At 58.6% G+C, this 26,956-nt stretch carries 24 protein-coding genes and 3 tRNA genes; 4 read left to right on the top strand and 23 right to left on the bottom strand.

Annotation, left to right across the window (positions count from 1 at the left end; all coding sequences use genetic code 11):
- Positions 1 to 111 precede the first annotated feature (111 nt).
- The 10 genes from smc to ccmA are packed head-to-tail and all read right to left on the bottom strand — an operon-like array spanning position 112 to position 10,787.
- The gene (gene smc / locus LG290_RS03420) at positions 112 to 3,624 is read right to left on the bottom strand and encodes a chromosome segregation protein SMC (RefSeq protein ID WP_499836251.1); all 3,513 of its coding nucleotides are present in this window, start codon (positions 3,622 to 3,624) and stop codon (positions 112 to 114) included.
- Positions 3,625 to 3,657: 33 nt separating this feature from the next.
- Complete coding sequence (gene ccmI / locus LG290_RS03415) at positions 3,658 to 4,902, bottom strand: c-type cytochrome biogenesis protein CcmI (protein WP_499836250.1); 1,245 nt, start codon at positions 4,900 to 4,902, stop codon at positions 3,658 to 3,660.
- A complete protein-coding gene (locus LG290_RS03410; protein ID WP_371829346.1) occupies positions 4,899 to 5,393 on the bottom strand; it encodes a cytochrome c-type biogenesis protein in 495 nt (164 codons plus the stop codon). Before LG290_RS03410 ends, ccmI begins: the two co-directional genes overlap by 4 nt.
- A complete protein-coding gene (locus tag LG290_RS03405; RefSeq protein ID WP_160417390.1) occupies positions 5,384 to 5,911 on the bottom strand; it encodes a DsbE family thiol:disulfide interchange protein in 528 nt (175 codons plus the stop codon). The genes LG290_RS03410 and LG290_RS03405 overlap by 10 nt, the downstream gene beginning before the upstream one ends.
- A complete protein-coding gene (locus LG290_RS03400; RefSeq protein WP_160417391.1) occupies positions 5,908 to 7,914 on the bottom strand; it encodes a heme lyase CcmF/NrfE family subunit in 2,007 nt (668 codons plus the stop codon). Before LG290_RS03400 ends, LG290_RS03405 begins: the two co-directional genes overlap by 4 nt.
- 12 nt (positions 7,915 to 7,926) lie before the next feature.
- Positions 7,927 to 8,436 carry a cytochrome c maturation protein CcmE gene (gene ccmE / locus LG290_RS03395; protein ID WP_499836249.1) on the bottom strand — a complete coding sequence of 170 codons (510 nt, stop codon included), beginning with the start codon at positions 8,434 to 8,436 and terminating at the stop codon, positions 7,927 to 7,929.
- The gene (gene ccmD, locus LG290_RS03390; protein ID WP_319928085.1) at positions 8,420 to 8,668 is read right to left on the bottom strand and encodes a heme exporter protein CcmD; all 249 of its coding nucleotides are present in this window, start codon (positions 8,666 to 8,668) and stop codon (positions 8,420 to 8,422) included. The genes ccmE and ccmD overlap by 17 nt, the downstream gene beginning before the upstream one ends.
- Positions 8,665 to 9,405 carry a heme ABC transporter permease gene (locus LG290_RS03385; protein WP_160417393.1) on the bottom strand — a complete coding sequence of 247 codons (741 nt, stop codon included), beginning with the start codon at positions 9,403 to 9,405 and terminating at the stop codon, positions 8,665 to 8,667. Before LG290_RS03385 ends, ccmD begins: the two co-directional genes overlap by 4 nt.
- 13 nt (positions 9,406 to 9,418) lie before the next feature.
- Entirely contained in the window at positions 9,419 to 10,087 is a 669-nt protein-coding gene (ccmB, locus tag LG290_RS03380; protein ID WP_160417639.1) for a heme exporter protein CcmB, read from the bottom strand.
- Positions 10,088 to 10,142: 55 nt separating this feature from the next.
- Positions 10,143 to 10,787: a cytochrome c biogenesis heme-transporting ATPase CcmA gene (gene ccmA / locus LG290_RS03375; protein ID WP_499836248.1), complete on the bottom strand. Its 645-nt coding sequence runs from the start codon at positions 10,785 to 10,787 to the stop codon at positions 10,143 to 10,145.
- Positions 10,788 to 11,035: 248 nt separating this feature from the next.
- On the opposite strand from ccmA, the gene LG290_RS03370 reads away from it, so the two are divergent.
- Both LG290_RS03370 and LG290_RS03365 read left to right on the top strand, forming a co-directional pair.
- A complete protein-coding gene (locus LG290_RS03370; protein ID WP_499836247.1) occupies positions 11,036 to 11,386 on the top strand; it encodes a LexA family protein in 351 nt (116 codons plus the stop codon).
- Positions 11,386 to 12,015 carry an IMPACT family protein gene (locus LG290_RS03365; protein ID WP_499836246.1) on the top strand — a complete coding sequence of 210 codons (630 nt, stop codon included), beginning with the start codon at positions 11,386 to 11,388 and terminating at the stop codon, positions 12,013 to 12,015. Before LG290_RS03370 ends, LG290_RS03365 begins: the two co-directional genes overlap by 1 nt.
- Positions 12,016 to 12,092: 77 nt before the next feature.
- Here the strand turns inward: LG290_RS03365 and LG290_RS03360 are convergent, their stop codons facing one another.
- The 3 genes from LG290_RS03360 to LG290_RS03350 form a co-directional block, all read right to left on the bottom strand.
- Positions 12,093 to 13,415: a sodium ion-translocating decarboxylase subunit beta gene (locus tag LG290_RS03360; RefSeq protein ID WP_499836244.1), complete on the bottom strand. Its 1,323-nt coding sequence runs from the start codon at positions 13,413 to 13,415 to the stop codon at positions 12,093 to 12,095.
- Positions 13,416 to 13,424: 9 nt separating this feature from the next.
- The gene (gene oadA / locus LG290_RS03355; RefSeq protein ID WP_499836242.1) at positions 13,425 to 15,248 is read right to left on the bottom strand and encodes a sodium-extruding oxaloacetate decarboxylase subunit alpha; all 1,824 of its coding nucleotides are present in this window, start codon (positions 15,246 to 15,248) and stop codon (positions 13,425 to 13,427) included.
- 118 nt (positions 15,249 to 15,366) lie between these two features.
- Positions 15,367 to 15,624 carry an OadG family protein gene (locus tag LG290_RS03350; RefSeq protein WP_160417398.1) on the bottom strand — a complete coding sequence of 86 codons (258 nt, stop codon included), beginning with the start codon at positions 15,622 to 15,624 and terminating at the stop codon, positions 15,367 to 15,369.
- Between the two features lie 174 nt (positions 15,625 to 15,798).
- On the opposite strand from LG290_RS03350, the gene LG290_RS03345 reads away from it, so the two are divergent.
- Positions 15,799 to 16,728: a tRNA dihydrouridine synthase gene (locus LG290_RS03345; protein WP_499837014.1), complete on the top strand. Its 930-nt coding sequence runs from the start codon at positions 15,799 to 15,801 to the stop codon at positions 16,726 to 16,728.
- Between the two features lie 157 nt (positions 16,729 to 16,885).
- On the opposite strand, the gene LG290_RS03340 is transcribed toward LG290_RS03345, so the two are convergent.
- The 10 genes from LG290_RS03340 to LG290_RS03295 all read right to left on the bottom strand — a co-directional run bounded on the left by LG290_RS03340 (position 16,886) and on the right by LG290_RS03295 (position 24,255).
- Positions 16,886 to 16,962: transfer RNA gene (locus LG290_RS03340), tRNA-Arg, on the bottom strand.
- Positions 16,963 to 17,025: 63 nt separating this feature from the next.
- Positions 17,026 to 17,102, bottom strand: a tRNA-Arg gene (locus LG290_RS03335).
- A gap of 20 nt (positions 17,103 to 17,122) precedes the next feature.
- A tRNA-Ser gene (locus LG290_RS03330) sits at positions 17,123 to 17,215 on the bottom strand.
- 135 nt (positions 17,216 to 17,350) lie between these two features.
- On the bottom strand, positions 17,351 to 17,539 hold the full coding sequence (gene csrA / locus LG290_RS03325; RefSeq protein WP_114486914.1) for a carbon storage regulator CsrA: 189 nt from the start codon (positions 17,537 to 17,539) through the stop codon (positions 17,351 to 17,353).
- A gap of 192 nt (positions 17,540 to 17,731) precedes the next feature.
- Complete coding sequence (locus LG290_RS03320) at positions 17,732 to 18,982, bottom strand: aspartate kinase (protein ID WP_160417399.1); 1,251 nt, start codon at positions 18,980 to 18,982, stop codon at positions 17,732 to 17,734.
- A gap of 112 nt (positions 18,983 to 19,094) precedes the next feature.
- Entirely contained in the window at positions 19,095 to 21,704 is a 2,610-nt protein-coding gene (gene alaS, locus LG290_RS03315; RefSeq protein WP_499836241.1) for an alanine--tRNA ligase, read from the bottom strand.
- Positions 21,705 to 21,830: 126 nt separating this feature from the next.
- Positions 21,831 to 22,283, bottom strand: coding sequence for a regulatory protein RecX (locus LG290_RS03310; protein ID WP_499836240.1), 453 nt, complete (start codon positions 22,281 to 22,283; stop codon positions 21,831 to 21,833).
- 3 nt (positions 22,284 to 22,286) lie between these two features.
- Positions 22,287 to 23,399, bottom strand: a complete 1,113-nt coding sequence (recA, locus tag LG290_RS03305) for a recombinase RecA (protein ID WP_160417402.1) — start codon at positions 23,397 to 23,399, stop codon at positions 22,287 to 22,289.
- Between the two features lie 114 nt (positions 23,400 to 23,513).
- Positions 23,514 to 24,035 (bottom strand): CinA family protein, encoded by a 522-nt coding sequence (locus tag LG290_RS03300; RefSeq protein ID WP_499836239.1) that lies wholly within the window; start codon positions 24,033 to 24,035, stop codon positions 23,514 to 23,516.
- An 88-nt stretch (positions 24,036 to 24,123) separates the two neighbouring features.
- Positions 24,124 to 24,255 carry a hypothetical protein gene (locus LG290_RS03295; protein WP_268877316.1) on the bottom strand — a complete coding sequence of 44 codons (132 nt, stop codon included), beginning with the start codon at positions 24,253 to 24,255 and terminating at the stop codon, positions 24,124 to 24,126.
- Here LG290_RS03295 and mutS point away from each other — a divergent pair.
- Positions 24,218 to 26,818 (top strand): DNA mismatch repair protein MutS, encoded by a 2,601-nt coding sequence (gene mutS / locus LG290_RS03290; RefSeq protein ID WP_499836238.1) that lies wholly within the window; start codon positions 24,218 to 24,220, stop codon positions 26,816 to 26,818. The genes LG290_RS03295 and mutS overlap by 38 nt on opposite strands.
- Positions 26,819 to 26,956 lie beyond the last annotated feature (138 nt).

Genomic DNA, 26,956 nt, shown 5'->3' with positions numbered 1-26,956 from the left:
GCTTAATTGATACTTTTGACTGTCAACTAACACTTTAGAGTTTAGCCAAAAATAGCGCGGCGTCATGCAAAAAATTGAACTTCTTCCTATTAACATGCCGTTAGCTACTTGCTAGATGCTAGCGTCAGCCAAGGCAGCTGCTTCTTCCACTCCAACAGAGACAAGTCTAGACACGCCAGGTTCCTGCATTGTTACCCCCATTAAACGTTCGGCGGCTTCCATGGCAATCTTGTTGTGAGTGATATAGATGAATTGGACGCTTTCCGACATTTCCTTGACGAGTTTGGCATAACGACCGACGTTTGCATCATCGAGGGGCGCATCCACTTCGTCCAGCATACAGAACGGTGCCGGATTCAATTGAAAGATAGCAAACACCAGGGAAAGCGCCGTCAACGCTTTTTCTCCCCCTGAAAGCAGATGGATCGTGCTGTTTTTCTTGCCCGGAGGTCGTGCCATGATCGCCACCCCGGTTTCCAGAAGGTCATCGCCGGTCAAGGTCAACCAGGCGGCGCCACCCCCGAAAACACGCGGAAACAGGACTTGCAGCCCTTCATTGACTTGATCGAAGGTGGCTCGGAAGCGTAGCCGTGTTTCCTGATCGATACGCCGGATGGCACGCTCCAGCGTCTCCAGCGCTTCGCTAAGTTCCTGATGCTGGGCCTCCAGGTAATTGCGCCGCTCGGCTTGTTGTTCGTACTCCTCGATCGCCGCCAGGTTGATCGCTCCCAATCGGCGGATTTTTTCAGTAGTCGTTTCTAGCTGCTGTTGCCAAGCCGTTTCAGTGGCATCAACCGCCAGGCCCTCGCTCAGTACCTGGGCATCGTGGCCCAGCTCGGCCAGCTGCTCTTCCTGGGCGGCGGCCTTGAGAGAAAGTGCCTGAACATCCATGCGTCGCTGCTGAAGGTGTTCGCGACTTTGCTCCAGGCTTCGCTCATGTTGTTGGCGGGCCTGCTCATCCGCACGCAACTGTTCGGCCAACGCCTGGGACTGCTGACGCACTTGATTGAGGCCCTGCTCTTCCCGGGCGCGGCGCTCCAAAAGCTCATCGAGTTCTTCACGCCCCAGTTCATCCGGCTCGATCAGGGCTTCGCGCATTTCCTCAAGTTCGGCTATGCGTAACGCCAGACGCTCCTGGGTGTCATCGCTGCGGGATTGCTGAGCCAGCAGGCCGTCACGCTCGGTCATCAAACGCTGAGTTTCCAATGCAAGGGCTTGCTGCTGGTCTTTCAGAGGGGCATGACGCTCGCGCAAAAGACCGAGTCGCTCACGCGCCGCCTGCCTGGCCTGCTCAGCTTGTTCACGAGCCAAAGCAGCCTCTTCCAGGCGGATCATGGCCTGGTCCCATTGCTCGCGCTGTTCGTCCAGGGTCAGTTCGAGTTCGGCGGCATCCGCTTGCAACTGGGTAAGCTCCTCGTCCAGCTCCCTGCCACGGCTTTTCAGATGCATCAGCCGATTGGAAAGTTCGCGTTCCTGGAGCGCCAGGCGTTGATGGTCGGTGGCATGGTCGCGCTCTTCCTGAGCCAGGGTATCGAGGGATTGCTCCACCTCATGCAAGCGTTCACTTTCTTCCAGTCGCTTGCTTTCACAGGCTTCCAGTTGTGTCAGGCTATGTTCTAACTGCTGTTGCGTGTCCGCGTAGCGGCGACGGGTGACCAGCAGGGCATCCACCCCCTCGCCTTCACCCTGGCGGCATAGCCAGCCGTTGCCACACCACACACCATCCCGGCTAAGCACGCTATGCCGTTCAGATGAGTGGTCGGGCAATCGAGCGGCCATGGCCAATGCCTCTGCGGCGCTGTCGACACAGTGAATCCGGCTCAGCCAGTCGCTCAGGGCCCCCGCTCCTGAAACGAGTGCGGCCAAGGACGCCGCAGAAGCCTCACCGCTTTGCGCCACATCGACCAACTGCCAGTCCGCCGCTACCTGGCTATCCAATAAACTCAGTTGTTGCGTACCGACCAGCCGGGCGTTCAACCAAGGCGCCAGCACCCAGGAAACGACCCGCTCCCAGCCGTCTGCCACGTCCAGGGTTTCGCCCAGGCGAGGCGCATTTTCCAGCCCCCGCTGCTTGAGTGCCTCGCTCAGTTGAGGGTCGTGATCGGCCAGGGCGACATCAAGCAATGCCTGAAGTGATGCCAGTTCTCCCTGGCATTGACTGACCTTGTCGCGACAGAGGTCACGCTCTTGCTCGAGGCGCTGCTGGGCGTCGCGACGTTCGGTACGCGCCTGCTGCAATGTTTCACGACGCGCGGCAAACGCCCGGGTCTGGTCTTCGGCGATCGCCAGGCGTTCCAGCGCTTGCTGGTGGGCTATCTCAAGCTCCTCGAAGCTTTCCAGTTCGCTGCGCTGTTGATGGCGACGCTGAATATCCGCTTGATGGCGTGTGATACGGCTTTCCAGGTCACGTAGCTGGTCCTGGCGCCGCTCGGCATCACGGCTAGCCTGTTGCCAGCCGGCGTTGGCTTCCTCCCAGGCCTGCTCAGCGGCCCTGGCCGCGGGCTCACACTGTTGCTGGGTTTCCTCTATATCGCCGAGCTGCTCTTCCAGCGCCGCCTGTTCCGGCGCAAGCTCAGCCAGGCGTTGGGTAATCGTCTCCAGACGCTCAGCATCGCCGGCATGAATCTGGCGCTGCTCTACCTGTTCCTTGACCGCAGCGGCTATATCACTGGCCAACTGGGCATCCCGGCTGCGTCGGTGGGCACTATCCTGTTCCAGGCGGGCAATGGCGGTGGTGGTTTCGAAAAAGCGCTGTTGATGACGATCCAGGTCTTCGGCCAGACGGTCATGCGCCAGACGGGCTTGCTCAAGGCGACTTTCACATTGCCTGACCCCCAGCACATCACGCTCGACGGCGGTTTCGAGCTCGTTGACGCGATTTTCCTGGGCAGTTTGCTCGGCACGCAACGTACGTCCACGCAAAAGCGCCAGCTCTCCCTTGAGCCGGTATTCCTGCTGTTTCAGATCTCGGTAACGTTGAGCGGCCTCCGCCTGACGCTTCAAGCGATCGAGCTGCTTGTCGAGCTCTTCGCGAATGTCATCCAAGCGTTCCAGGTTTTCCTGGGTGCGGCGCATGCGGTTTTCGGTTTCTCGCCGACGCTCCTTGTACTTGGATATTCCCGCGGCTTCTTCGAGGGTAGCACGCAAGTCATCCGGGCGAGCCTCGATCAGGCGTGAAATCATGCCTTGACCAATAATCGCGTAGGAGCGCGGGCCAAGACCGGTGCCCATGAATAGGTCGGCGATATCGCGCCGTCGACATTTCTGACCGTTGAAGAAATAGCTCGACTGGCCGTCTCGGGTTACCAGTCGCTTGACCGCAATTTCGGCATATTGGGCGTAGAGCCCGCCCATGCTTCCGTCGCGGTTGTCAAAGCGCAGTTCGATGGCGGCCTGGCCCACCGGCTTGCGTCCGGAGGCGCCATTAAAAATGACATCGGCCATGGATTCGCCGCGCAAGGTCTTGGCGGAAGACTCACCCATGACCCAGCGCACCGCATCGATGATATTGGACTTGCCGCAGCCATTGGGTCCGACGATGGCGGTCATATTGCCATCGAAGGGTACCGTCACCGGGTCAACGAACGATTTGAAGCCAGCCAACCGAATCGAGATCAAACGCATCGATTAAACCCGGCCGGTGCATCGGTCAATGCTTTATTCAAAGACACGGTCGATAACGACCTCTACCGGTTCAGCATCGCTCTCACCCACGTGGACGTTATCCAATTGGCCGAACAGGTCTCCCGGTTGTGGCATGGCCTGGCCTGAAGGTGATACGCGCACCATCAGGCGTGCCTGATCGACCATGGAAAGCGTTGCCTGCGGCGACATCGCGACGTTGTCATTGAGCACCACGGTCATGGGAAGCTCACCCACCACCGCGCGTACCACGGCCAGTGGCGGCAGCTCCCCTTCCAGGTCCCGCGCCGTCACGAACACGGTGGCATCGTCTTCAACCTGGCCAACCAAGGTCTCATCCAGCGTGACACGCACCTGAATTCCCGGTCCGTCGGCTGCAGAGGTTGCCACTGTTTCCGGTTCGACACCCAAGCGTTGCTGAGCCACCCGAATTCCCTCGCGCAGCGACTCGGCGGTTTCAGCATCCTGAACGTTGGCCACCGCACGACGCCAGTGACCAATGGCCTGTTCATAAGCACCACGCTCAAAAGCTTCGATACCCAACATGCCCAGCACGGTGGGCTGGCGCGGATCCTGCTCCAGCGTTTCATCGACCAATGCCTGCACCTCGGCGGTCAATTCACGTCCGGCCATGAAAAAACGAATCTGGGCCAATTGCGCCAGCAAAGGAGGGATACGCCCTTCGAGTTCGATCAAGCGCTCCAGCGCATCCACTGCCTCGGGCACCTTGCCGGAATCGCGGTACAACGGAAACAAGCTCGACCAGACATTAGGGTTGTCGGGTTGCCGCTCGGCCTGTTCTTCCAGACGCTCGATATACATGCTCAGCGACCCCTCGGGATGGCTCTGCACTTCCTGCTGCACGGCATAGAGGGCCAGGTCACCTTCTGCGCCTTCCTGCTGATAGCCGATCACCGCGGCGATCACTACCACCAGCATGGCGAGAGGCACCAACAAGCGCCCGGAAGAAGGCGATTTGAGCGGGCGGCGCTGATCGTTGGCAGTATCTTCGAGCAGGCTACGCTCAAGTTCCAGACGATCTTCATCGAAACGTGCCTGGTCGATATCACCCCGCGCCAGTGCCGCCTCGAGCGATTCTACTCGACGTCTGAAAATCGCCACGTTCTGTTCCGCAGAAGTGTCATTGGCTTCAAAATCTTGCTGGGCGTCGTGCCACTCGCGGGCTTGGCGCAACGGCGAGACCAACAACCACAAGGCCGGCAACAGCAATATAGCGAAAGCGATCCAGAGCAGCGTCATTTAGGCCTCTTACGGTTGATAAGGTCATTTAAGCGGGCGCGCTCTTCCGGACTCAGCGCTCGGGCCGCGGCATTGCGTCGGCTACGCACCATTAACACCACCAGCAGCAAGCCGGCCAGCGTCAGCGCAATAGGGGTGCCCCAGAGGAGATAGGTACGATTTTCCAGACGCGGATTATAAAGGATGTATTCGCCGAAACGTTGCACCATATGATCGACGATCTCGATGTCCGCACGCCCGTCTTGCAGCAATACATACACTCGCTGACGCATATCGGCGGAAATCGGCGCATCCGAGTCATCAATCGCCTGATTTTCGCATAACGGGCAACGCATGGAGCCGGTCAAGTCACGGTAACGCTGCTCCATCACCGGATCATCGAACTCACGAATTTCGATGCCGGCCGCCATCGCAACGCTACTATTTCCCAGTAGCATCAGCGCCATTGCCAATGCGGTCGCCAATCCCAGGAACGGGCGGATCATTGCCATTTTTCCACCTCCGGTAAAATCGTGTCGCGCACATCCGTCGGAGAGATATAGCCGGTATGGTGGTAGCGAATCACGCCATCACGATCGACTAGAAAGGTTTCCGGCGCCCCATAGACTCCCAGTTCGAACCCTAGGTCTCCCTCGGGATCGAAGATATTGACTTCAAAAGGATTGCCGAATTCATCAAGAAACTGCAGCCCCTTTTCACGGGTATCTCGGTAATTGATCCCCACCATGCGAATGCCTTGTTCGGCAAGGCTCAGAAGCTGCGGCATTTCCTGCTTACAGGCGGGACACCACTCGCCCCATACATTGACCAACGTCACCTCACCTTCGAGCAGCGAAGTATCCACGCGTCTTTCCGGCTCTTCCAGAGTTGCCAGATCGAAGGCGGGAAAATCACGTGCCATCAACGCTGAATCGCGATGCGAAGGATCCAGTGCCAAGCCCCGATAGAAGAAAAGCGCCAGCAACAGGAAACCTACCAGCGGTAACAGCAACAACAAACGACGCTTCATGCGGTGGCCTCCCGAGAGGGGGTTTGGATCTGTCCGGGCTGCGTCTCACGTCGGCCCGCCAAGCGCCGATAACGCTTGTCGGCAATCGCCATGATGCCACCTGAAGCCATCAACAGAGCCCCCAGCCATAACCAGCGCACGAAGGGCTTGTACTGCACACGCATGGCCCAGCTGCCATCCCCCAGGTCTTCCCCCATGGCGACATAAAGGTCACGGAACAAGCCAGGGCGCAGCGCGACCTGGGTCATCGGCATACCGGTGGCGATATACAGGCGCTTTTCCGGATTCATGGTAAAGCTGCGTCCATTCTCGCCACGCTGTACCTGCAGCGTTGAGGTATCGGCCAGGAAGTTGGGTCCGCGGCGGCTGCCCAGCTTGGTCATGGTGAACTGATAACCCGCTACTTCGACCGTTTCCCCGGGGGTCATGCGCACATTGCGTTCTATAGTGTAGTTGGAAACCACCGTGACCCCAATGATGGTAACCGCGACACCCAAATGTCCTAACACCATGCCCCAGTACGCCAGCGACAACTTGCGCAGCCCGCCGAAAAATGAGCTGGCGTTACGTGTCTTGTCGAACATGTCACGCAGCATGGGCAGCACGATCCACAGCGCCGAGACGATGCCCAGCGACACCCAGAGATTCCAGCTGCCGCCATATACCAATGGCGCCAATATCCCGATGGCCAGTGCGGCCACCCCTGACATCCATAGCTTGCGAGCCAATGCCGAGGCCGACATGCGCTTCCAGCGTGAAGACGGCCCAAGCCCCATGAAGACACACATGATCACGGTCAAGGGGACGAACAGGGAGTTGAAGTAAGGCGGACCCACGCTGATCTTGCCCAGCCCCAAGGAATCCAGAATCAAGGGGTAGATGGTTCCCAGCAACACCGTCACCGTCATGATCACCAGCAGGATATTGTTGATCAGCAACAAGGCATCCCGCGACAACCAGCTGAAGCCCACGTTCTGGCTCACCCGTGGCGCGCGCAGAGCGAATATCAGCAGGGATAGCGCCACCGTGATGGCCAACAGAACGAGAATGAAGAAGCCGCGGGCTGGATCGTTGGCGAAGGCATGCACCGAGGTGAGAACCCCGGAGCGCACCAGGAAAGTGCCCATCAACGACAGCGAAAAGGTGGTAATCGCCAGGAGTACGGTCCAACTCTTGAACGAGCCGCGTTTTTCAGTCACCGCAAGCGAGTGTATCAGGGCGGTACCGGACAGCCAGGGTAGCAGAGAGGCATTTTCCACCGGATCCCAGAACCACCAGCCACCCCAGCCAAGCTCGTAGTAAGCCCACCAACTACCCAGCGCGATGCCGACCGTGAGAAAGGCCCAGGCCAGATTGGTCCAGGGACGTGCCCAGCGTGTCCAGGCGGCATCCAGCCGCCCTCCCAGCAATGCCGCAATGGCAAAGGCGAATACCACCGAAAAGCCCACATAACCCATATAGAGCATGGGCGGATGCACCACCAGGCCAAAATCCTGCAGTAGGGGGTTAAGGTCGGCGCCGTCCTGGGGAATATTGAGCAACAGGCGTTCAAACGGATTTGAGGTCACCAGAATGAACAGCAAGAACCCCATGCAGACCATGCCCAGGATTCCGAGTACCCGGGCCACCATATCCCGGGGCAAGTCCCGTGAGAACACCGCGACCGCACAGGCCCAGCCTGCAAGCATCAAGCTCCACAGCAAGACAGACCCTTCATGGTTTCCCCATACCGCGCTGAACTTGTAATACCAGGGCAACAAGGAATTGGAATTATTGGCCACGTTGGCCACGCTGAAATCATCCAGCATGTAACTGGCGGTCAAACAGGCGTATGCAATCAACACGAACAGAAATTGCCCCATCGCCATGGGGCGACCGTAGGCCATCCACAACGGACGCCGTGTAGCGGCACCGGCCAGTGGCACGACCGCTTGCACTGCGGCTAGCAGCAAAGCGATGATCAGCGCAAAATGGCCGATTTCAGGAATCATCTTGATCAACATGGGGGCTCCGGATCAATACTGGCTGGTTTCGGCATTACCTTGGGCTTTTAGACGTTTACCCACTTCAGCCGCCTTGGCCTGATAGTCGGCGGGAGAATAGCCGGCCTCTTCCAAGGCTTGAGCCACTTCCGGGGGCATATAGTTTTCATCATGGCGCGCCAGTACCTGATCGGCACGAAAACGCCCGTCGCTCTGCAGCTCACCCACGACCACCACGCCCTGACCCTCACGAAACAGATCCGGCAGGATGCCGCTGTAATAGACCTCCAGATCATCGACGTAGTCGGTCACCTTGAACTCCACTTCCAGGCTTTCCTTATTACGCGACACGGAACCCTCCTTGACCATGCCGCCGGCGCGAATCTGTCGTTCCATGGGAGCGCTACCCGCCGCGATCTGCACCGGGCTGAAGAACAGATTGATATTGGCCCGCAGGGCATACAGGGTCAGCCCGATGGCAATTGCCGCCAGTGACACCAGGCCGAGCACGATAAAGAGTTTCTGTTTACGCTTGGGGGTCATGATTGCCTCCACCTTGAGCTGTGTTCAACGGGGCCTGAGATGCCACCGGCTGATGGCGTGCCTGTTCGCGGCGAACGCGCCGCCGGAGTGTCGTGAGCAGTTGGCGACGTTCGAGGCGTGCATGCAGCACGGCGCCAATCAGCAACATGAAGGTGATTCCCCAGGAGGACCACACATAAGGCGCATGGCCGCCCATGGCGAGAAAGTCTCCAAACGAATCGAATGCCATCATTGTTTTTCCTCTACCAGCTCACGCACCCAGCGTTTATTCGATTCACGCCGCAATATTTCACTGCGCGTGCGCATCAAGGTCAGTGCAATGAAAAAACTGTAAAAACCCAACACCATGAGCAGCAACGGTAGCCACATTTCAGTGGGCATCGCCGGACGCGAGGTAATGGTAAAGGTGGCCGGTTGGTGCAGGGTGTACCACCAGTCTACCGAATACTTGATGATCGGAATATTGATCACCCCCACCATGGCCAGCACGGAGGCGGCACGTGAGGCACTGTCGCGGCTGGTAAAGGCACCACGCAAGGCAATCACACCCAAATACAGAAACAGCAGTATCAGCATCGAGGTCAGACGCGCATCCCACATCCACCAGGTTCCCCAGGTGGGCACGCCCCAGACCGCGCCGGAAAATAGCGAGATGAAGGTCATCGCCGCTCCCAGCGGCGCCATGACCGCCGCCGCCATGTCCGCCACCTTGATCTTCCACACCATGTACACCAGCCCGGCGATGGCCATCGACACGAAGATCGATTGCGCCAGAAATGCTGCGGGGACGTGCACATAGAGGATACGAAAGCTGTTGCCCTGCTGGTAGTCCGCCGGAGCGAAAGCCAGCCCCCAGAGCGAGCCGGTCACGATCAGACCGGCTGCCGCCACCCAGAACCAAGGTTGCAGCTTGGCGCTGATGCGGTAAAACCACTTGGGCGAACCCAGTTTATGAATGAAAGCCCACATTCTGTATGCGTCCTCAACCGTTGATACTGATTCGCAGCGAGGCTGCAATTGCCCAAGGGGCGAAGATCAGCGCACCTGCCAGTAGCGCGCCTAGAATAGCCAGGTGCGCGGTGACGCCATCACCGAAAACGGCCGCCTGGACGGCACCGGTACCGAAAATCAATACCGGAATGTAGAGTGGCAGCACCAGCAGCGAAAGCAAGACACCGCCTTTCGCCAGCCCCACGGTAAGCGCTGCGCCAATCGCCCCGATAAGACTCAAACTGGCGGTACCCAACGCCAGCGAAAGGGCCAGGATCAAATAACTGCCCGCCGGCAGCGCCAACATGATGCCCAGCACCGGCGCCATCAGGGCGAGGGGCAAGCCGGTCAACAACCAATGTACCGCTACTTTGGCCAAGCTCAATGCCGCCAGCGGCTGGGGGGCCAGCAGCAGTTGCTCCAAGCTGCCATCGTCATAATCACTGCGAAACAGACTATCCAGGGAAAGCAGGGCCGCCAGTAGCGCCGCCACCCATAGAAGCCCCGGCGCGATCAACGCGAGCAGTTCGGGGTCGGGAGAAATGCCGATCGGAAACAAGGTGATCACCAGCGCAAAGAACACCAGTGGATTGAGCATTTCGCCTCGCCGTCGCAACATCAACGTCAGGTCACGCTTTAGGGTCGCTGTAATAGCGACCATGAGATTACCGCCGGGTTCCCCAAGCGCCACGCCAGCAGAGGCCACGGGAGCTGTATCAGATACCTGCAAGGTTATCTCCTTGGCCCAGCTGAATGCGCCTTAATGCTGTGGATGCCGCCAACTCATGATGGGTGGTGACCACAACACTGCCCCCGGCCCGCGCATGAGCCACAAGCCGCGCTTCGAGTGCTGCGACACCATCTCGGTCAATGGCGGTAAACGGCTCATCCAGCACCCAAAGGGCACGCGGGGTCAGTTCCAGCCGCGCCAAGGCGACGCGACGTTGCTGGCCGGCGGAAAGCTGGCCTGCCGGCAAGTCTTCGAACCCGGCGAGCCCAACGCTTTCCAGTGCAGCGAAGCGAGCCGTTTCATTGCCGGTCTCGCCACTCAACGCCTGGTACCACTTCAGGTTTTCCAAGGGGGTCAGGCCCGCCTTGACCCCAGGGGCATGCCCCAGATACAGCAGGTTGGCCAGAAAATGCTCGCGCGCCTGGCGCATGGGGGTGTCGTTCCAGAAGAGCTCGCCCTCGTACTCCGCCAGCTGGCCGGAAAGGATTTTCAACAGCGTGGTTTTACCACTCCCATTAGGCCCCTCGATTCGAACGATTTCACCGCCGCGCACCTCCAGGTCGAGACCTTGGAAAAGCCAGCGATCATCGCGCTCACAGGCTAGGTTTCGGGCGTGTAGCCGCAGGCTCAAAGGGACTCTCCCAGCATATTGAATTCGAGCCAGACTTTACACGGAAAGGTGGTTTGTCGCTAGTCGAGCCCTGCGGCGCCGGGTCGCATGGAAAGCCAAACGTTGATAGTCGTCGCTGGCACTGTAATTAAAGACAGGCCTATACTGGCAATCACTGTATAAAAAGACATATTCAAGAGAATCTACGTATGGAAACTCCCACCATGGATGACAGCCCATCGCTTTGCGCTACCGCCAGGAGCTCCCTGATGCTGCCCTCTTCCGCCGCACCCTCTCCTCGCATGATTCCCCCCACTCACGGTCGAGTCATGCGCCGCAATACCTATGCCGTGAAAATTCGCGGTAATGCCCTGCATGATTGCAACCTTTTCGATGGCGATGTCATCATTATCCGGCGTTTCCAGAATGACGCCGATGAAGAAACGCTTACCGCAGAGATCAATCAACAGGAAATCACCTTGAAAAAGCTCTCGATCAACCGGCTTGGGGTTCATTTGCTCCCCGCCGACACCCTGCAGCCCGCCATGTTCCTGCATAATCGTGATATTCAAGTACTGGGCCTGGTCATGGGCATTAATCACCGTGTCACGGCGCACTGATGCGCTTCCTCGTTCCCCATCTTTCTCCTGGGACATGGCACAGTGCCGATATCGAGGTAGAAAAAAGCCGCTTTATTACCTGGGTAACTCATGCGCCTTCTCCCGCCGAGCCCCAGGTACTGCTCAGGGCGGCCTGCACTGCTCACCCCAATGCCAGCCATCATTGCAGCGCCTTTATCGCAGGCCCGCCCGGTGAGCAGAACCACATCGGCTTTTCCGATGACGGTGAACCGGGCGGCACCGCTGGACGCCCCATGTTTCAGGTACTGGAAGGCAGTAGCCTGGGACAAGTCGGCTGCGTGGTGACTCGCTACTTCGGCGGCACCAAGCTGGGAACCGGTGGGCTGGCCCGCGCCTACGCCCAGGCAGTCAGCGCAGCCCTTGTCGACTTGCCCACTAAGGAACTGGTGGAGCGCCGCCGTTATGGCTTGCAACTGCCCTTTGCCGGCGAAGCCGAGGCGCGAGCCTGGCTAGCTGAGCAGGCCATTCCTATCACTGAGGTTTCTTATGATGCTCAAGGCGCCTATCTGACCATTGGCTGGCCAAGCGACCACCCTCTGGATCTCTCGCCTTTGGAAAATCGCTTGAAATCGTCACTCAGCTACCAGGATCTCGACACCAAAAAATAACGCGGCATGCCCTGGCATGCCGCGTTATTTATATTCTTACCAGTGATACGTTCAAGCCAAGTGGCTTTCTCAAGTACTTATCCCAAGTACTTGATCATCACCCCGGCGGCCACCGCCGAGCCGATGACCCCGGCCACGTTGGGGCCCATCGCATGCATCAGCAGGAAATTGTGCGGATTGGACTCCAACCCCACCTTGTTGGCTACCCGCGCCGCCATGGGCACCGCCGAGACACCGGCGGCACCGATTAACGGATTGATCGGCATCTTGCTCATCAGGTTCATCAGCTTGGCCATCAACACCCCGGCGGCAGTGCCGATACCGAAGGCCACAATGCCTAGCCCCAGAATCCCCAGCGTCTCGATCGCCAGAAAGCTTTCCGCCATCAGCTTGGAACCCACCGCCAGACCCAGCACGATGGTGACGATGTTGATCAGGGCATTCTGGGCGGTATCGGAGAGTCGCTCGACTACGCCACACTCGCGCATCAGGTTGCCGAAGCAGAACATGCCCAGCAGCGGCGCAGCATCGGGCAGAAACATCGCCACCAGCAGCAGCAGCAGCAAGGGAAAGACCACTTTTTCAAGCTTGGACACCGGGCGCAGCTGGGTCATGGTGATTTCGCGTTCTTTACGCGAGGTCAGAAGCTTCATGATCGGCGGCTGAATCAGCGGCACCAAGGCCATGTAGGCGTAGGCCGCCACGGCAATGGCCCCCAGCAGTTCCGGCGCCAGAATGCTTGAGACATAGATCGAGGTGGGACCATCGGCCCCACCGATGATACCGATGGCGGCCGCCTGATTGAGCGAGAAATCCATCACGCCCATCGACGACAGCGCCACGGCGCCAAACAGCGTGGCGAAAATACCAAACTGCGCCGCCGCTCCCAGAAACAAGGTCCGCGGGTTGGCCAGCAGCGGACCAAAGTCAGTCATCGCCCCCACCCCCATGAAGATAATCAAGGGAGCAATACCGGAGGTAATCGCCACGCTGTAGAACATATACAGCAGGCCGTCGCCATAGCCAACATTGACCGAGACGTCATGCGCGGCGCGCAACTGATCCGGCGAGGCACCGTCACTGGCGATCAGCTTGAGCGTCTCGCGCCAGGTCTCGACGCTGGTCAGAGGGTCCAGAGTGGTCCCAAAAGCCGAGGCGATCTGGTTGAGCACCATCGGCTTCGCCACCCCGATGGCTTGGTCCAGCGCGGAAATCGCCAGCCCCGCTTCGGGAATATTGGCCAGGATGCCGCCGAAACCGATCGGGACCAGTAGCAGCGGTTCGAATTTCTTGTAGATGGCCAGATACAACAGTAATAAGCCCACCGCAATCATCGCGGCCTGGCCTACTTCCAGGTTATATAGCCCCGACCCTTCCCACAGGATGTGTAATTTATCCATGTCCTGTCCTTAAAGTTCGATCAGGGTGTCGCCGACGGCGACGCTATCGCCTTCGCTGACCTTGACAGCCGTGACGGTACCCGCGCTTGCGGCCCGCACTTCGGTTTCCATTTTCATGGCTTCGAGAATGATCACCACGTCGCCTTCGGCGACACTCTCGCCGGGCTTGACGTTGACCTTGAAGATATTGCCCGCCAAGGGTGCACTGATGATTTCCCCCGAAGAGGGCGCCGAGCCTTCGTCGCGTGACACGGATGGCGTACTTGCAGCCGACGGCTGAATATCGCCGACCTCGCCGCCTTCAGCGACTTCCACCACATAGGCCTTGCCATTGAGCTTGATGGTGTAAGTTTCCGGGGCGGCGGCAGTGGCCGACACTTTGGCAGCGGACTTGGCCGGCGCTTGGGCCGGTTGAGCTGTTGCCTGCTGAGCCTGGGGCACCGGCTCGAAGGCATCCGGATTGTCACGGTTTTTGAGGAACTTCAGACCGATCTGCGGGAACAGCGCATAGGTGAGCACATCATCGATCTCGCGCTCGCCCTCGGCCAGACGGATGCCTTCGGCCTTGGCCTTTTCCCTGAGCTCGGTGGTGAGCCTATCCATTTCCGGGCTGAGGTTGTCCGCCGGGCGACAGGTAATCGGCTCACCGCCCTCGAGCACGCGGTTCTGCAGCTCCTTGTTGAACGGCGCCGGGGCGGTACCGTACTCGCCCTTGAGCAGCGCCTGGACTTCCTTGGAAATCGACTTGTAGCGCTCGCCCATCATGACGTTCATCACCGCCTGGGTGCCGACGATCTGCGAGGTGGGCGTGACCAACGGAATGAAGCCCAGATCCTCGCGCACCCGCGGAATTTCTTCGAGCACGGCATCGAGCTTGTCACCGGCGCCCTGCTCCTTGAGCTGGCCTTCCATGTTGGTCAGCATGCCGCCGGGCACCTGGGCGATCAGGATGCGCGAGTCGATGCCCTTGAGCGAGCCTTCAAAGGCGGCGTACTTCTTGCGTACCTCACGGAAATAACCGGCAATATCTTCAAGCAATTCCAGGTCCAGGCCGGTATCCCGGTCGGTGTCCTTGAGCATCGCCACGACCGACTCTGTGGGGCTGTGGCCATAGGTCATCGACATCGAGGAAATCGCGGTATCCACATTATCGATGCCCGCTTCCACCGCCTTGAGAATGGTCGCGGTGGAAAGCCCGGTGGTGGCGTGGCACTGCATGTGAATGGGAATCGACAGCTCTTTTTTCAGCCGCGACACCAATTCAAACGCCGTGTAAGGCGTCAGCAGCCCGGCCATGTCTTTGATCGCCAGCGAATCCGCGCCCATGTCGGCGATCGACCGGGCCAGCTCGACCCAGCTATCCAGGGTGTGGACGGGGCTCACGGTGTAGGAGATCGTGCCTTGGGCGTGGCCGCTCACCTGGCGCACGGCCTTAATCGCCCGCTCCAGGTTGCGCGGGTCATTCATGGCATCGAACACCCGGAAGACATCCACCCCATTGGTCTTGGCCCGCTCGACGAATTTATCCACCACATCGTCGGCGTAGTGGCGGTACCCCAGCAGGTTCTGGCCACGCAGCAACATCTGTTGCGGGGTATTGGGCATCGCTTCCTTCAGGGCGCGAATGCGCTCCCAAGGGTCTTCGCCCAAGTAACGGATACAGGCGTCGAAGGTTGCGCCACCCCAGGACTCCAGCGACCAGAAGCCCACCTTGTCGAGTTTTTCGGCGATCGGCAGCATGTCATCCAGGCGCATGCGCGTGGCAAACAGTGACTGATGCGCATCGCGCAGCACAACATCCGTAATGCCTAGAGGACGTTTTGTGTCGTTCATGATGTAGGCCCTAGTGTCGTTTTAATGAAAAATGAAGAAAAAAGACGCAAATATGAATAGGAAATAAACACACGAAAACGACACACGACAGGCGCCCAAACGGCCTGTCGTGTGTGGTTCAATCCCGATGACGGTTGCGATAACGGTGAATGGCGGTGCTGATCACCACCTTCAGTTCATCTTCCTGGGGGGTGCCCGACGTTGCTGGTGTCGCTGATTTAGCTGTCGCGACCGGCGCAGCCTCGGGAGCAAAACGTCGGATTACGCCCGACATCAGCGTCACGCTGATGACCAAAACCGTAAGAAAAACAAAAACAAACCCCATGCCCAGTCCCATCAAGGCCAGTCCTTCACGGAGCAGCTGTGTATCCTGCATACGGTTTCTCTCCTGAATATTTGCACTTGTTGCCAGTATAACTGCCTAGAAAAGCAACTTGGCCCACTACGAATGATGCATTAACCTGCCACACCCTGAAAAGATTGCAAGGTCGCCATGGTGGAAGTCAACGTTGTTAATTTACTACAAAGTGGAAAAATTGGCTTGGCGCCAATGGAAGGCGTCATCGATGCCACCACCCGTGACCTTCTGACACAGGTCTCCGGCTTCGACTGGGCAGTAACGGAATTCGTGCGCGTGGTCGATGCCCGCCTTCCCCCGCGAGTGTTTCGCAAACATTGCCCAGAACTCGATAGGACACCGGTGGCAACGCCTAGTGGAGTACCGGTACATCTTCAGTTACTGGGCTCCGAACCCGAGGCACTCGCCGCCAATGCCCGCCAAGCACTGGCATTGGGCGCAATCGGCATAGACCTTAACTTTGGCTGCCCAGCCAGAATTGTCAACCGGCATGATGGTGGCGCCTCGATGCTGCGTCGGCCGGAGCGCTTGCATCAAGCCGTACAGGCGGTTGCCGACGCCGTCGGTGAGTCTATCCCCGTAACCGCCAAGATCCGCCTCGGGTTCTCTGATCGCCGCCTGGCACTTGAGTGCGCCCTGGCTGCCGAAGCCGGGGGTGCTCGCCAGCTCGTGGTACATGGGCGTACTCGCGACGAAGGCTACCGCCCACCGGCACATTGGGAGTGGATAGGCAGGATTCATCACCGTTTACGCATACCGGTGGTCGCCAATGGCGATATCTGGACACTGGAAGATTATTGGAAAGCGCGCACCCTATCGGGCTGTCGCGATGTCATGCTTGGGCGAGGCGCCTTGGCCGACCCTTGGCTGGCAAGCCGTATTCGCCACTGGCAAGCCACTGGCGAGCGCCTACCTGCCACCACCTGGGCGATGCAGGCAGACATGCTCCGGCATTACGCGGCTCGGCAGAGCCAAAGCTTGCCGCCGCGTGTTGTGGTCTCTCTGGTCAAGCAGTGGCTGGCCCAGATGCGCTTGCGTAGCCAGGAAGTGGAAACACGCTTTCAGCAGCTCAAGCGCATCACTGATCTGCCTACACTCCTGGACGCCCTGGGAGCGGCTTAAAAAAAAGCGCCCTTCGCAAAGCGAGGGCGCCAAACACGATCACCAGACCGTCTTGCGAGCAGCAGTTGGTCTAGCCAGTAAAAAGAAGAAAAAGTATTTTTGAAACAGTAACTCTGAAACAGAAAACCCGCCCTCACGAGAGGGCGGGTTTGGAATCTGGTGCGCCCGGGAGGATTCGAACCTCCGACCACCTGATTCGTAGTCAGGTACTCTATCCAGCTGAGCTACGGGCGCTAAACAAATGCATGAAGACTGATGTAAGAATTTGATATTTACAGCTAACTTCATGGATGAAGATGGTGCGCCCGGGAGGATTCGAACCTCCGACCACCTGATTCGTAGTCAGGTACTCTATCCAGCTGAGCTACGGGCGCTTGTCTTCACATCTACCGATTGGCGGAGAGAGAGGGATTCGAACCCTCGATAGGGCTATAAACCCTATACTCCCTTAGCAGGGGAGCGCCTTCAGCCACTCGGCCACCTCTCCTTAACGGCACGGCGCGAATATTACCGATTTCAGAGATGCTTGTCCAGTCATCCCGCGGATTTTTTCGCGCACGCATCAAACCATCTTGCTTGGCAGCGCCGGAAACAGCCTGCTCGGCAGGCAGTGGAAAGCACCTTATTCGGCGCCTTCTTCACTGCTTCTCTCACGCTGAATGCGCTGATAAATCTCTTCACGGTGTACGGCGACGTCTTTAGGCGCATTAACGCCGATACGTACCTGGTTGCCTTTTACACCCAGTACGGTCACGGTGACTTCATCACCGATCATCAGGGTTTCGCCGACACGGCGAGTCAAGATGAGCATGGCTGATCTCCTTCTCAGTCGTTTTGTAGCAACGGGATGTGCACGCTAACAGCGCCACCATGCCATTATGCGGCATGGTGATGCTAGTCACCAATGCTCCAGTTTCATAGCACTGAAACTTTCCGTTGAAATAAAGCCCACCACCACTCGGCAGCGAGTCCCTTTCAGGGTAGAAGGTTCGTGACGTGAACGTTACTCGCTTTCAATATCGGATTTATCGAGTCCAAACGCCGTGTGTAACGCCTTTACCGCCAACTCCATGCGTTTCTCATCGATGACTACCGATATCTTGATTTCCGAGGTAGAAACCATACGGATATTGATATTTTCATCCGCCAACACACGGAACATCTTGGAAGCCACCCCGGCATGCGAACGCATACCCACACCGACCAGGGATACCTTGGCGATATTGTCGTCACCACGCAGCTCACCGCCGCCCAAGTCAGGAATCACGGTCTCTTCGAGAATGCGCTTGGTAGCCTTGTAGTCACCCTTGGCCACGGTGAAAGTGAAGTCGGTGTAATCGCCTGCCGGTGCCACGTTCTGCACGATCATGTCGACTTCGATGTTGGCATCGGCAATCGGCCCGAGAATGCGTGATGCAACGCCAGGGACATCAGGCGTATTCAACAGGGTCAGCTTGGCTTCGTTCTTGGTAAAAGCGATACCGGAAATCAGCGGTTCTTCCATGGAGTCCTCGTCTTGGTCAGATTCTGCAACAATCAGGGTGCCGGGGCCGTCTTCGAAACTCGACAGCACCCGTAAGGGAACGTTGTACTTGCCGGCGAATTCGACCGCGCGGATTTGCAGCACCTTCGAGCCCAGGCTGGCAAGCTCAAGCATTTCCTCAACGGTAATGCGTTCCAGACGTTTGGCCTTGGAGCACACCCTGGGGTCGGTTGTATAAACGCCATCCACATCGGTGTAAATCTGACATTCATCCGCACCCAACGCCGCCGCCAGGGCAACACCGGTAGTGTCCGAGCCGCCCCGACCCAGCGTGGTGATATTGCCTTCCTCATCCACTCCCTGGAAGCCAGCGACCACGACCACCTGACCATCATCCAGGTCAGCCTTAAGATCATCGGTTTCAATACGCTGAATACGCGCCTTGGTGTAGGCACTGTCGGTATGAATACCCACCTGGGCACCGGTATGTGAGGTAGCCGGAACACCGATCTTCTGTAGCGCCATCGCCAGCAAGGAAATCGTCACCTGTTCACCGGTGGAAAGCAGCATGTCCATTTCACGGGGAGTGGGTTCTTCATTGATCGAGCGGGCCAGTTCGGTCAACCGGTTGGTTTCGCCGCTCATTGCGGAGACCACCACCACGACCTGATGGCCCTGATCGCGGAAGCCCTTGACCTTTTCCGCCACGGCCTTGATGCGCTCGGGAGAGCCTACCGAGGTGCCGCCGAACTTCTGTACGTATAGTGCCATATGCCGTTTTTCCTGTTCGTTCGGGAATGGAGGGTGAATGAAACTGGAAAATGAATAAAAAGGGATAATAACAAAAAACCGGGCCGGGGCATTTCGCCACCGGCCCGGTTTTTTAGCCGAGCTGAGCTTCCAACCAGCTAGGCACGCTTTCCAGAGCACTAGGCAAGGCCGCTGGCTGATTTCCTCCGGCCTGCGCCATATCGGCACGACCTCCGCCTTTACCACCCACCTGAGACGCCACGAAGTTGATCAACTCACCCGCCTTGACGCGATCCGTCAGGTCCTGGGTGACCCCAGCAATCAAGCTGACCTTACCGGCGGCTTCGTCGGCCACCGCCAGCACGATAACGCCTGAACCCAATTTGTTCTTGAGCTGGTCGAGCATACCGCGCAATTCCTTTCCGGAAACGCCTTCCAGCTGTGTAGCGAGAAGCTTGACGCCGCTGATCTCACGGGCTTGACTCAGCATATCGCTGCCCGCAGCACTGGCCAGCTTGCCCTTGAGCTGTTCAAGCTCTTTTTCCAGGGTACGGTTACGCTCGACCAATGATTCGACCCGCGACTCCAGTTGCTCGGGTTTGACCTTCAGGCGCTCACCGATGCGATTCAAACGACTTTCCTGTTCACGGAAATAGCTCAAGGCATTTTCACCGGTAATCGCTTCGATGCGCCGTACTCCCGAGGCGATACCCACTTCCGAGACCACATGAAAACAGCCGATATCGCCACTGCGCCCCACATGCGTACCACCGCATAATTCGACGGAAAAATCGTCAGGGCCGATGGTAAGCACACGGACGTTATCCTCGTACTTGGCCTCGAACAGGGCTGCCGCCCCCTTGACCTTGGCCTGTTCCAAGCTCATCTGTTCGGTTCGGGTCGGCGCATTGGCCAATATTTGCGTATTGACGATGTGCTCGACTTCGTCCAGCTGCTCGGTGGTCATGGGCTCGAAGTGGCTAAAGTCGAAACGCAATCGCTCAGCGGTCACCAAGGAACCTTTCTGCTGAACGTGATCGCCAAGCACCATGCGCAATGCCTTGTGCAACAAATGCGTGGCCGAGTGATTGCGCACCGTGGCATCGCGCAGACCGGCATCCACCTGGGTGGTCACCGGCTCGCCGACGGTCAGCTCGCCTTCCACCAGTACCCCGTGATGCAGGTGGTGGCTCGCGTATTTTTGCGTATCCGTCACCTCGAACCGGCCGTTGGCCAAGTAGAGATAACCGGTATCACCCGCCTGCCCGCCGGACTCGGCATAGAACGGCGTGCGGTCCAGCACCACCAGGCCTTTCTTGCCAGCTTCCAGGGTGACAAGTTCATTGCCGGCGCTATCCATCAGCGCGATGACCTGGGCACTGTCTTCCAGCTGCTCGTAGCCAGTGAAGTCGGTCTTGCCTTCCAGCTCGATGTTAATACTGGCATCCGCTCCGAATTGGCTGGCGGCACGCGCCCGTTCACGCTGGGCGTCAAGCTGACGTTTGAAGCCTTCTTCGTCCAGCCGCACGCCTCGCTCACGACACACATCCGCCGTGAGGTCGTAAGGGAAACCGTAGGTATCGTACAACTTGAAGACGGTTTCGCCGGGCAGCACCACGCCTTCCAGCTTGTCCAGGGCGGTTTCCAGCAAGGTGATGCCGTGTTCCAGCGTGCGCGCAAACTGCTCCTCCTCTTTTAGCAGCACACGGGTGATCTGCTCGCGCGCTTCGCGCAACTCCGGGTAGGCCTCGCCCATTTCCGCATCCAGCGCATCCACCAAGCGGTGGAAGAACGGCCCTTCGGCACCCAGAGTATGGCCGTGACGAATGGCGCGACGAATGATGCGACGCAATACATAGCCACGGCCCTCGTTGGAAGGCAGCACGCCATCGGCAATCAGGAAGGCACAGGAACGGATATGGTCAGCAATCACTCGCAGAGAAGGGTTCTCCGTGTTGTTGAACCCGGTCACCTCAGCTGCCGACGCGAGCAGGTTCTGGAACAAGTCGATTTCGTAGTTGGAATGCACGCCCTGCATCACCGCGGCGACACGCTCCAGCCCCATGCCGGTATCGATGGAAGGCTTGGGCAATGGGTTCAAGGTGCCACTTGCATCACGGTCGAACTGCATGAACACCAGGTTCCAGATTTCGATATAACGGTCACCTTCTTCCTCCGGGCTTCCCGGCGGACCGCCCCAGACTTCGAGGCCGTGATCGAAGAATATTTCGGAACTCGGCCCGCAGGGGCCGGTATCGCCCATCTGCCAGAAATTGTCTTCATCCAGCCTGGAGAAACGCTCAGGATCGATACCGATCTCATCCTTCCAGATGCGCTCGGCTTCATCATCGCTGATATGGACCGTGACCCAGAGCTTGCTCTTGGGCAGCCCCAAGGTTTCGGTCAAGAATGTCCAGGCAAAGCGAATGGCCTCGCGCTTGAAGTAATCGCCGAAGCTGAAGTTGCCCAACATCTCGAAGAAGGTGTGGTGACGGGCAGTATACCCCACGTTATCCAGGTCGTTGTGCTTACCACCGGCACGCACGCAGCGCTGGGCCGAGGTTGCACGCACATAGGGGCGCGGATCACGCCCCAGAAATACATCCTTGAACGGCACCATACCCGCATTGGTGAAAAGCAGGGTCGGGTCGTTGCCCGGCACCAACGAACTGCTTGGAACGATGGTATGTCCCTGTTCTTCAAAGAATTTCAGAAAGGCCTGTCTGATGTCTGCGCTTTTCATAGGGTATCCAAAAAAGAAACATGATGCCCCAGGGCGCTTGAGCCACTACCCGTCGGGGTCGCAAAGAAAGACAGGTATTATAGCGCAGTTGGCAAATGACTAAAGCCATGAGAAGGAGAAGAAGCGCTACAGGCAATCAAGCGCATAGCGAATCTGTTCGAAATCGAACCCCCGCGAGGCCAGAAAGCGCTCACGCCGGGCCCGTTCCTTGGGTGTGTCGCCAGGCATGGAAAAGCGCCGTGACAGCGTCTGTCCGGCCAAGGCGAACCAATCGATTCGCTCTTGCTCGATCACGGCATCGATGGCGTCGCGAGCCAGGTTTTTGTCGATTCCTCGTTGAAAAAGCTCGCCGCGGATACGAATTGGCCCCTGACCTCGCATCACGCGAGAGCGCACGAAGCTTTCAGCAAAGCGCGTATCCGACTGCAGCCCCTGCTCAGCCAGGGTATCCAGGCAAGCCTCTATCTCGTCCGCTGCATGCCCCTTGCGTGCCAACCGTAGCCGTAGCTCGGCACGCGAATACTCGCGCCGAGCCAGCAGAACAATGGCAGCCTCGCGGGGTGTCGCTGCACCGGCCATGGGTTAGATCAGGTCGTCTTCGGGAGGCTCGACGGATGTGTCGGCGGGAGAAATGGCAGGCTCTTTCTTACCCTTGGCAGGTTCTTTGCCCTTGGCAGCCTCCTTGTCTTTTTTCGTTTCCACGGGAGCCAGCAGCTGGGCGCGAATTTGGGCTTCGATTTCTTCCATGATCGCCGGGTTGTCTTCCAGGTACTGCGCCGAATTGGCCTTGCCCTGGCCGATCTTCTTGCCCTTGTAGCTGTACCAGGCACCGGCCTTGTCGACCAGATTGCACTGCACACCGAGATCGATCACCTCACCGGCGTGATAAATGCCCTTGCCGTAGAGAATCTGGAACTCCGCCTGACGGAATGGCGGCGCCACCTTGTTCTTGACCACTTTCACGCGAGTTTCGTTGCCGGTAACTTCATCGCCGACCTTCACCGAGCCGGTGCGACGAATATCCAGGCGCACGCTGGCATAGAACTTCAGCGCATTGCCCCCGGTAGTGGTTTCGGGGCTGCCGAACATCACCCCGATTTTCATGCGGATCTGGTTGATGAAAACAACCAGGCAGTTGGCATTCTTGATGTTACCGGCAATCTTGCGCAATGCTTGAGACATCAAGCGTGCCTGCAAGCCGACGTGAGTATCGCCCATTTCACCTTCGATTTCCGCTCGCGGCGTAAGTGCCGCCACCGAATCGATGACGATGACGTCAACGCCGCCGGAACGCACCAGCATGTCGGTGACTTCCAGGGCCTGCTCACCAGTATCCGGCTGGGACACCAGGAGATCGTCCAGGTTAACGCCGAGCTTTTCGGCATAGCTGGGATCAAGGGCGTGCTCGGCGTCAACGAAGGCACAGGTCTTGCCTTGCTTCTGGGCCTCGGCAATCACGGCCAGGGTCAGCGTGGTCTTGCCCGAGGATTCCGGGCCGAAGATTTCCACTACACGGCCATAGGGCAGCCCCCCGATACCCAAGGCGATATCCAGACCCAATGAACCCGTGGAAACCGACGGCATGACCACGCGGGGCGTATCACCCAAGCGCATGACGGTGCCTTTACCGAACTGGCGATCAATCTGGCTGAGTGCTGCATTCAGCGCCTTGGCGCGGTTGTCATCCTGTGCCATTCAAGGCTCCTCATCATAAGCTGTATAATTAGCCAGTATTATGCCAAACATTGCTGCGCAAAAAAACGCATATCGCTTAGCAAACCGATTTAATCTCTGTTGTGTTTTCGCTGCTCATGCCATGGTCTTGATCCACAATATCAGCCCGGCAAGGGCTTGATGCACCGCCAGCTCGCGTACCGCCTGTCGACTCCCCGGAAAGTGAAAGCACTCCACCTGCTGGTGCGACAGATTACCCCAGGCGAGCCAGACGGTGCCCACCGGCTTGGCGTCACTGCCGCCGCCCGGCCCTGCCACGCCACTCACCGCTACCGCCAATTGCGCCCCGCTATCACGACAGGCACCCTCCACCATGGCTTGCACCACGGCCCGACTGACCGCCCCATGGGTTTCAAGCAGCGCAGGCTTTACCCCCAACAGGCGTGTCTTGGCCGCATCGGCATAGGTGACGTAGCCTGTAGTGAAATATGTCGAACTCCCCGCCACTTCCGTGATCGCGGCGGCAATCCCACCGCCGGTACAGGATTCCGCCGTGGTCACCTCTATTCGATGCTCGCGGCATAGCCGCCCCAGCTGCTCGGCCAGCGCCCCCGGCTCCGATTCGTAGCCGGGAAATGTATTGGATGGGCGTGGCATGGCGACTCCTTGATGATGACGCGCTCATATTGGCGAGGGTCAGGAACTGAGAATACATGATAGCGACAGCTTCATCTCGATGATCAGTTCAGCGTAGAATACCGCGTTCTCCTTGCCCACAGAACATGCCGCCCGCCACCGCCAGATCGTGCTGCCGGGCGCCACGCTCAATCAGGAAGCTCATGTCCCAGGCCAGTCCAGCGAATACGCCGATGATCACACAATACCTCTCGATCAAACGCGACCACCCCGAGGTTCTGCTGTTTTATCGCATGGGGGATTTTTACGAGCTGTTTTTCGATGATGCCAAGCGCGCCGCCGCACTCTTGGATATCACGCTCACCCAGCGCGGCCAGTCCGGCGGCAAACCGATTCCCATGGCAGGAATACCCTACCACAGCGCCGAGGGCTATCTGGCGCGACTGGTGGCAGCCGGTGAATCCGTGGCGATCTGCGAACAGGTGGGTGACCCCGCCACCACCAAGGGACCGGTGGAGCGCAAGGTAATGCGTATCGTCACCCCGGGCACTCTGCATGATGAAGCTCTGCTCGACGCCCGGCACGACAATGTCCTGGCCGCCTTGTATTCCAAAGGACCGCATTGGGGCCTGGCCTGGCTGGAGCTTTCCAGTGGCCGCTTCAGCGTGCTGGAAGTGGAAGGCGATGCCGAAATGCTGGCTGAACTCACCCGCCTGGCACCTGCCGAGTTGCTGGTTCCGGAAGATCTGGCACTGCCCGGTGCACTTGCCCAGCAACGTGGCGTGTGCCGTCAGAGCGAATGGCTATTCGACCTGGAAAGCGCCATTCGAAGCCTATGCGATCAATTCGAGGTGCAGGATCTACGCGGCTTCGGCTGCGCCCACCTGAAAACGGCACTCGTCGCCGCCGGTGTGCTGATCGATTACGCCCGCGACACCCAGCGCTCGCGCCTGCCGCATGTCACCGCCATCGCCGTGGAAAACCGCGACGACACCGTGGTCATCGATGCCGCCAGCCGCCGCAATCTCGAAATCGACATTAACCTCGGTGGCACCACCGATAACACCCTGGCCAGCGTCCTCGATACCTGCATGACTGCCATGGGGTCACGTCTGCTCAAACGCTGGCTGAACCGGCCCTTGCGTCAACGCGATGTCGTCACCGCACGTCAGGCCGCCGTGGCATTGCTTGCGCTCGAGGCTGCCTACATGACCTTGCGCGAAACATTGAGCGCGGTAGGCGACGTGGAACGCATTCTGGCGCGTGTCGCGCTTTACAGCGCCCGGCCACGCGATCTGGCCCGCCTGCGCGATGCCCTGGCCGTTCTCCCCGACCTTGAACGGCAACTGACGGAAGTCGAGCCTGGCAGCGCTCTGGATGTGCTCAAGACGCATATCCGCCCTTTTCCCGAGCTTAGCGCCACCTTGCAGCGCGCCTTGATCGACAACCCTCCGGTGGTGATTCGCGATGGCGGTGTGATTGCCGAGGGCTACGATAGCGAGCTTGACGAGCATCGCGGCATGGCGGAAAACGCCGGTGCCTATCTGGTGGAGCTGGAAACCCGTGAACGCCAGCGCACCGGGCTTGCCCACTTGAAAGTGGGTTATAACCGGGTCCACGGCTATTTCATCGAGTTGCCCCGCGCCCAGGCTCAGAGCGCGCCCGCCGACTATATTCGCCGCCAGACGCTCAAGAATGCCGAGCGTTTCATCATTCCCGAGCTCAAGGAGTTCGAGGACAAGGCCTTATCGGCAAGGTCCCGCGCCCTGGCGCGGGAAAAATGGCTCTACGACAGCTTGCTGAGCGAGCTCAATGAAACACTCCATCCGCTTCAGGCCACCTTCCGCGCCGTGGCGGAACTGGATGTCCTCTGTGCGTTCAGTGAACGGGCGGAGACTCTGCATTGGGTACGCCCCACGCTGAGCGAGGACGGGGGCATAGAGGTCAAGGCCGGGCGTCACCCCGTGGTCGAGCAGGTCAGCGAAACGCCCTTCGTACCCAATGATCTGAGCCTGGATCAGCAACAGCACATGCTGATCATTACCGGCCCCAATATGGGGGGTAAATCGACTTATATGCGCCAGGCGGCATTGATCACCCTGCTGGCGCATGCAGGAAGCTTCGTTCCGGCCGATGAAGCCCGAATCGGGCCGGTTGATCGCATCTTCACCCGTATTGGTTCCAGTGATGACCTGGCCGGTGGACGCTCCACCTTCATGGTGGAAATGACCGAAACCGCCAATATTCTGCATAATGCCACTGCCCAGAGCCTGGTACTGATGGATGAAATCGGTCGCGGCACAAGCACCTTCGACGGCCTTTCGCTAGCCTGGGCAAGTGCCGAGCACCTCGCCCAAACCCAGGCACTGACCCTGTTCGCCACACATTATTTTGAAATGACTACGATGCCTGAGCATATCGAGGGGGTGGCCAATGTGCATCTGACCGCAACGGAACACGGCGAAGGTATCGTGTTCATGCACCGTATCGAGCCGGGGCCGGCAAGCCAGAGCTACGGCCTGCAAGTGGCGCAACTCGCCGGGGTGCCGTCGCCGGTAATTGCCCGGGCAAGGGAAAAGCTGGTGACGCTCGAGCAACGGGAAATCGACCAGGATACGCTGGCGCCAAAAAGTTTGGTTAATGACCTTGGGAAAGAACCGGGGAGTGTCGCTTCTCCGCATCAGGCAGACCTGTTTGCCATTGCCCCCCACCCGGTAGTGGAATCATTGTCCCAGTTGGTGCTGGATGACCTGAGCCCACGCGAGGCCTTGACCATGCTGTATCAATGGCGCGACCTACTGTAGGGATAGAGCTTGCCGCCGGGATAGCCCCCCGACTAGAATGGGGCGATAAATTTTTTCTTTATAAAAACCTATCGTTTTATAACCATACTCACCATTCACGACTGACGGGCGGCAACCCTGCCCGGCCAAGCAAGAGGG

The organism is Halomonas sediminis (assembly GCF_044871105.1).
Taxonomy (GTDB): domain Bacteria; phylum Pseudomonadota; class Gammaproteobacteria; order Pseudomonadales; family Halomonadaceae; genus Vreelandella; species Vreelandella zhuhanensis.
The sequence above is the reverse complement of the archived record's forward strand: the minus strand, read 5'-3'. Positions and strand labels throughout refer to the sequence as shown.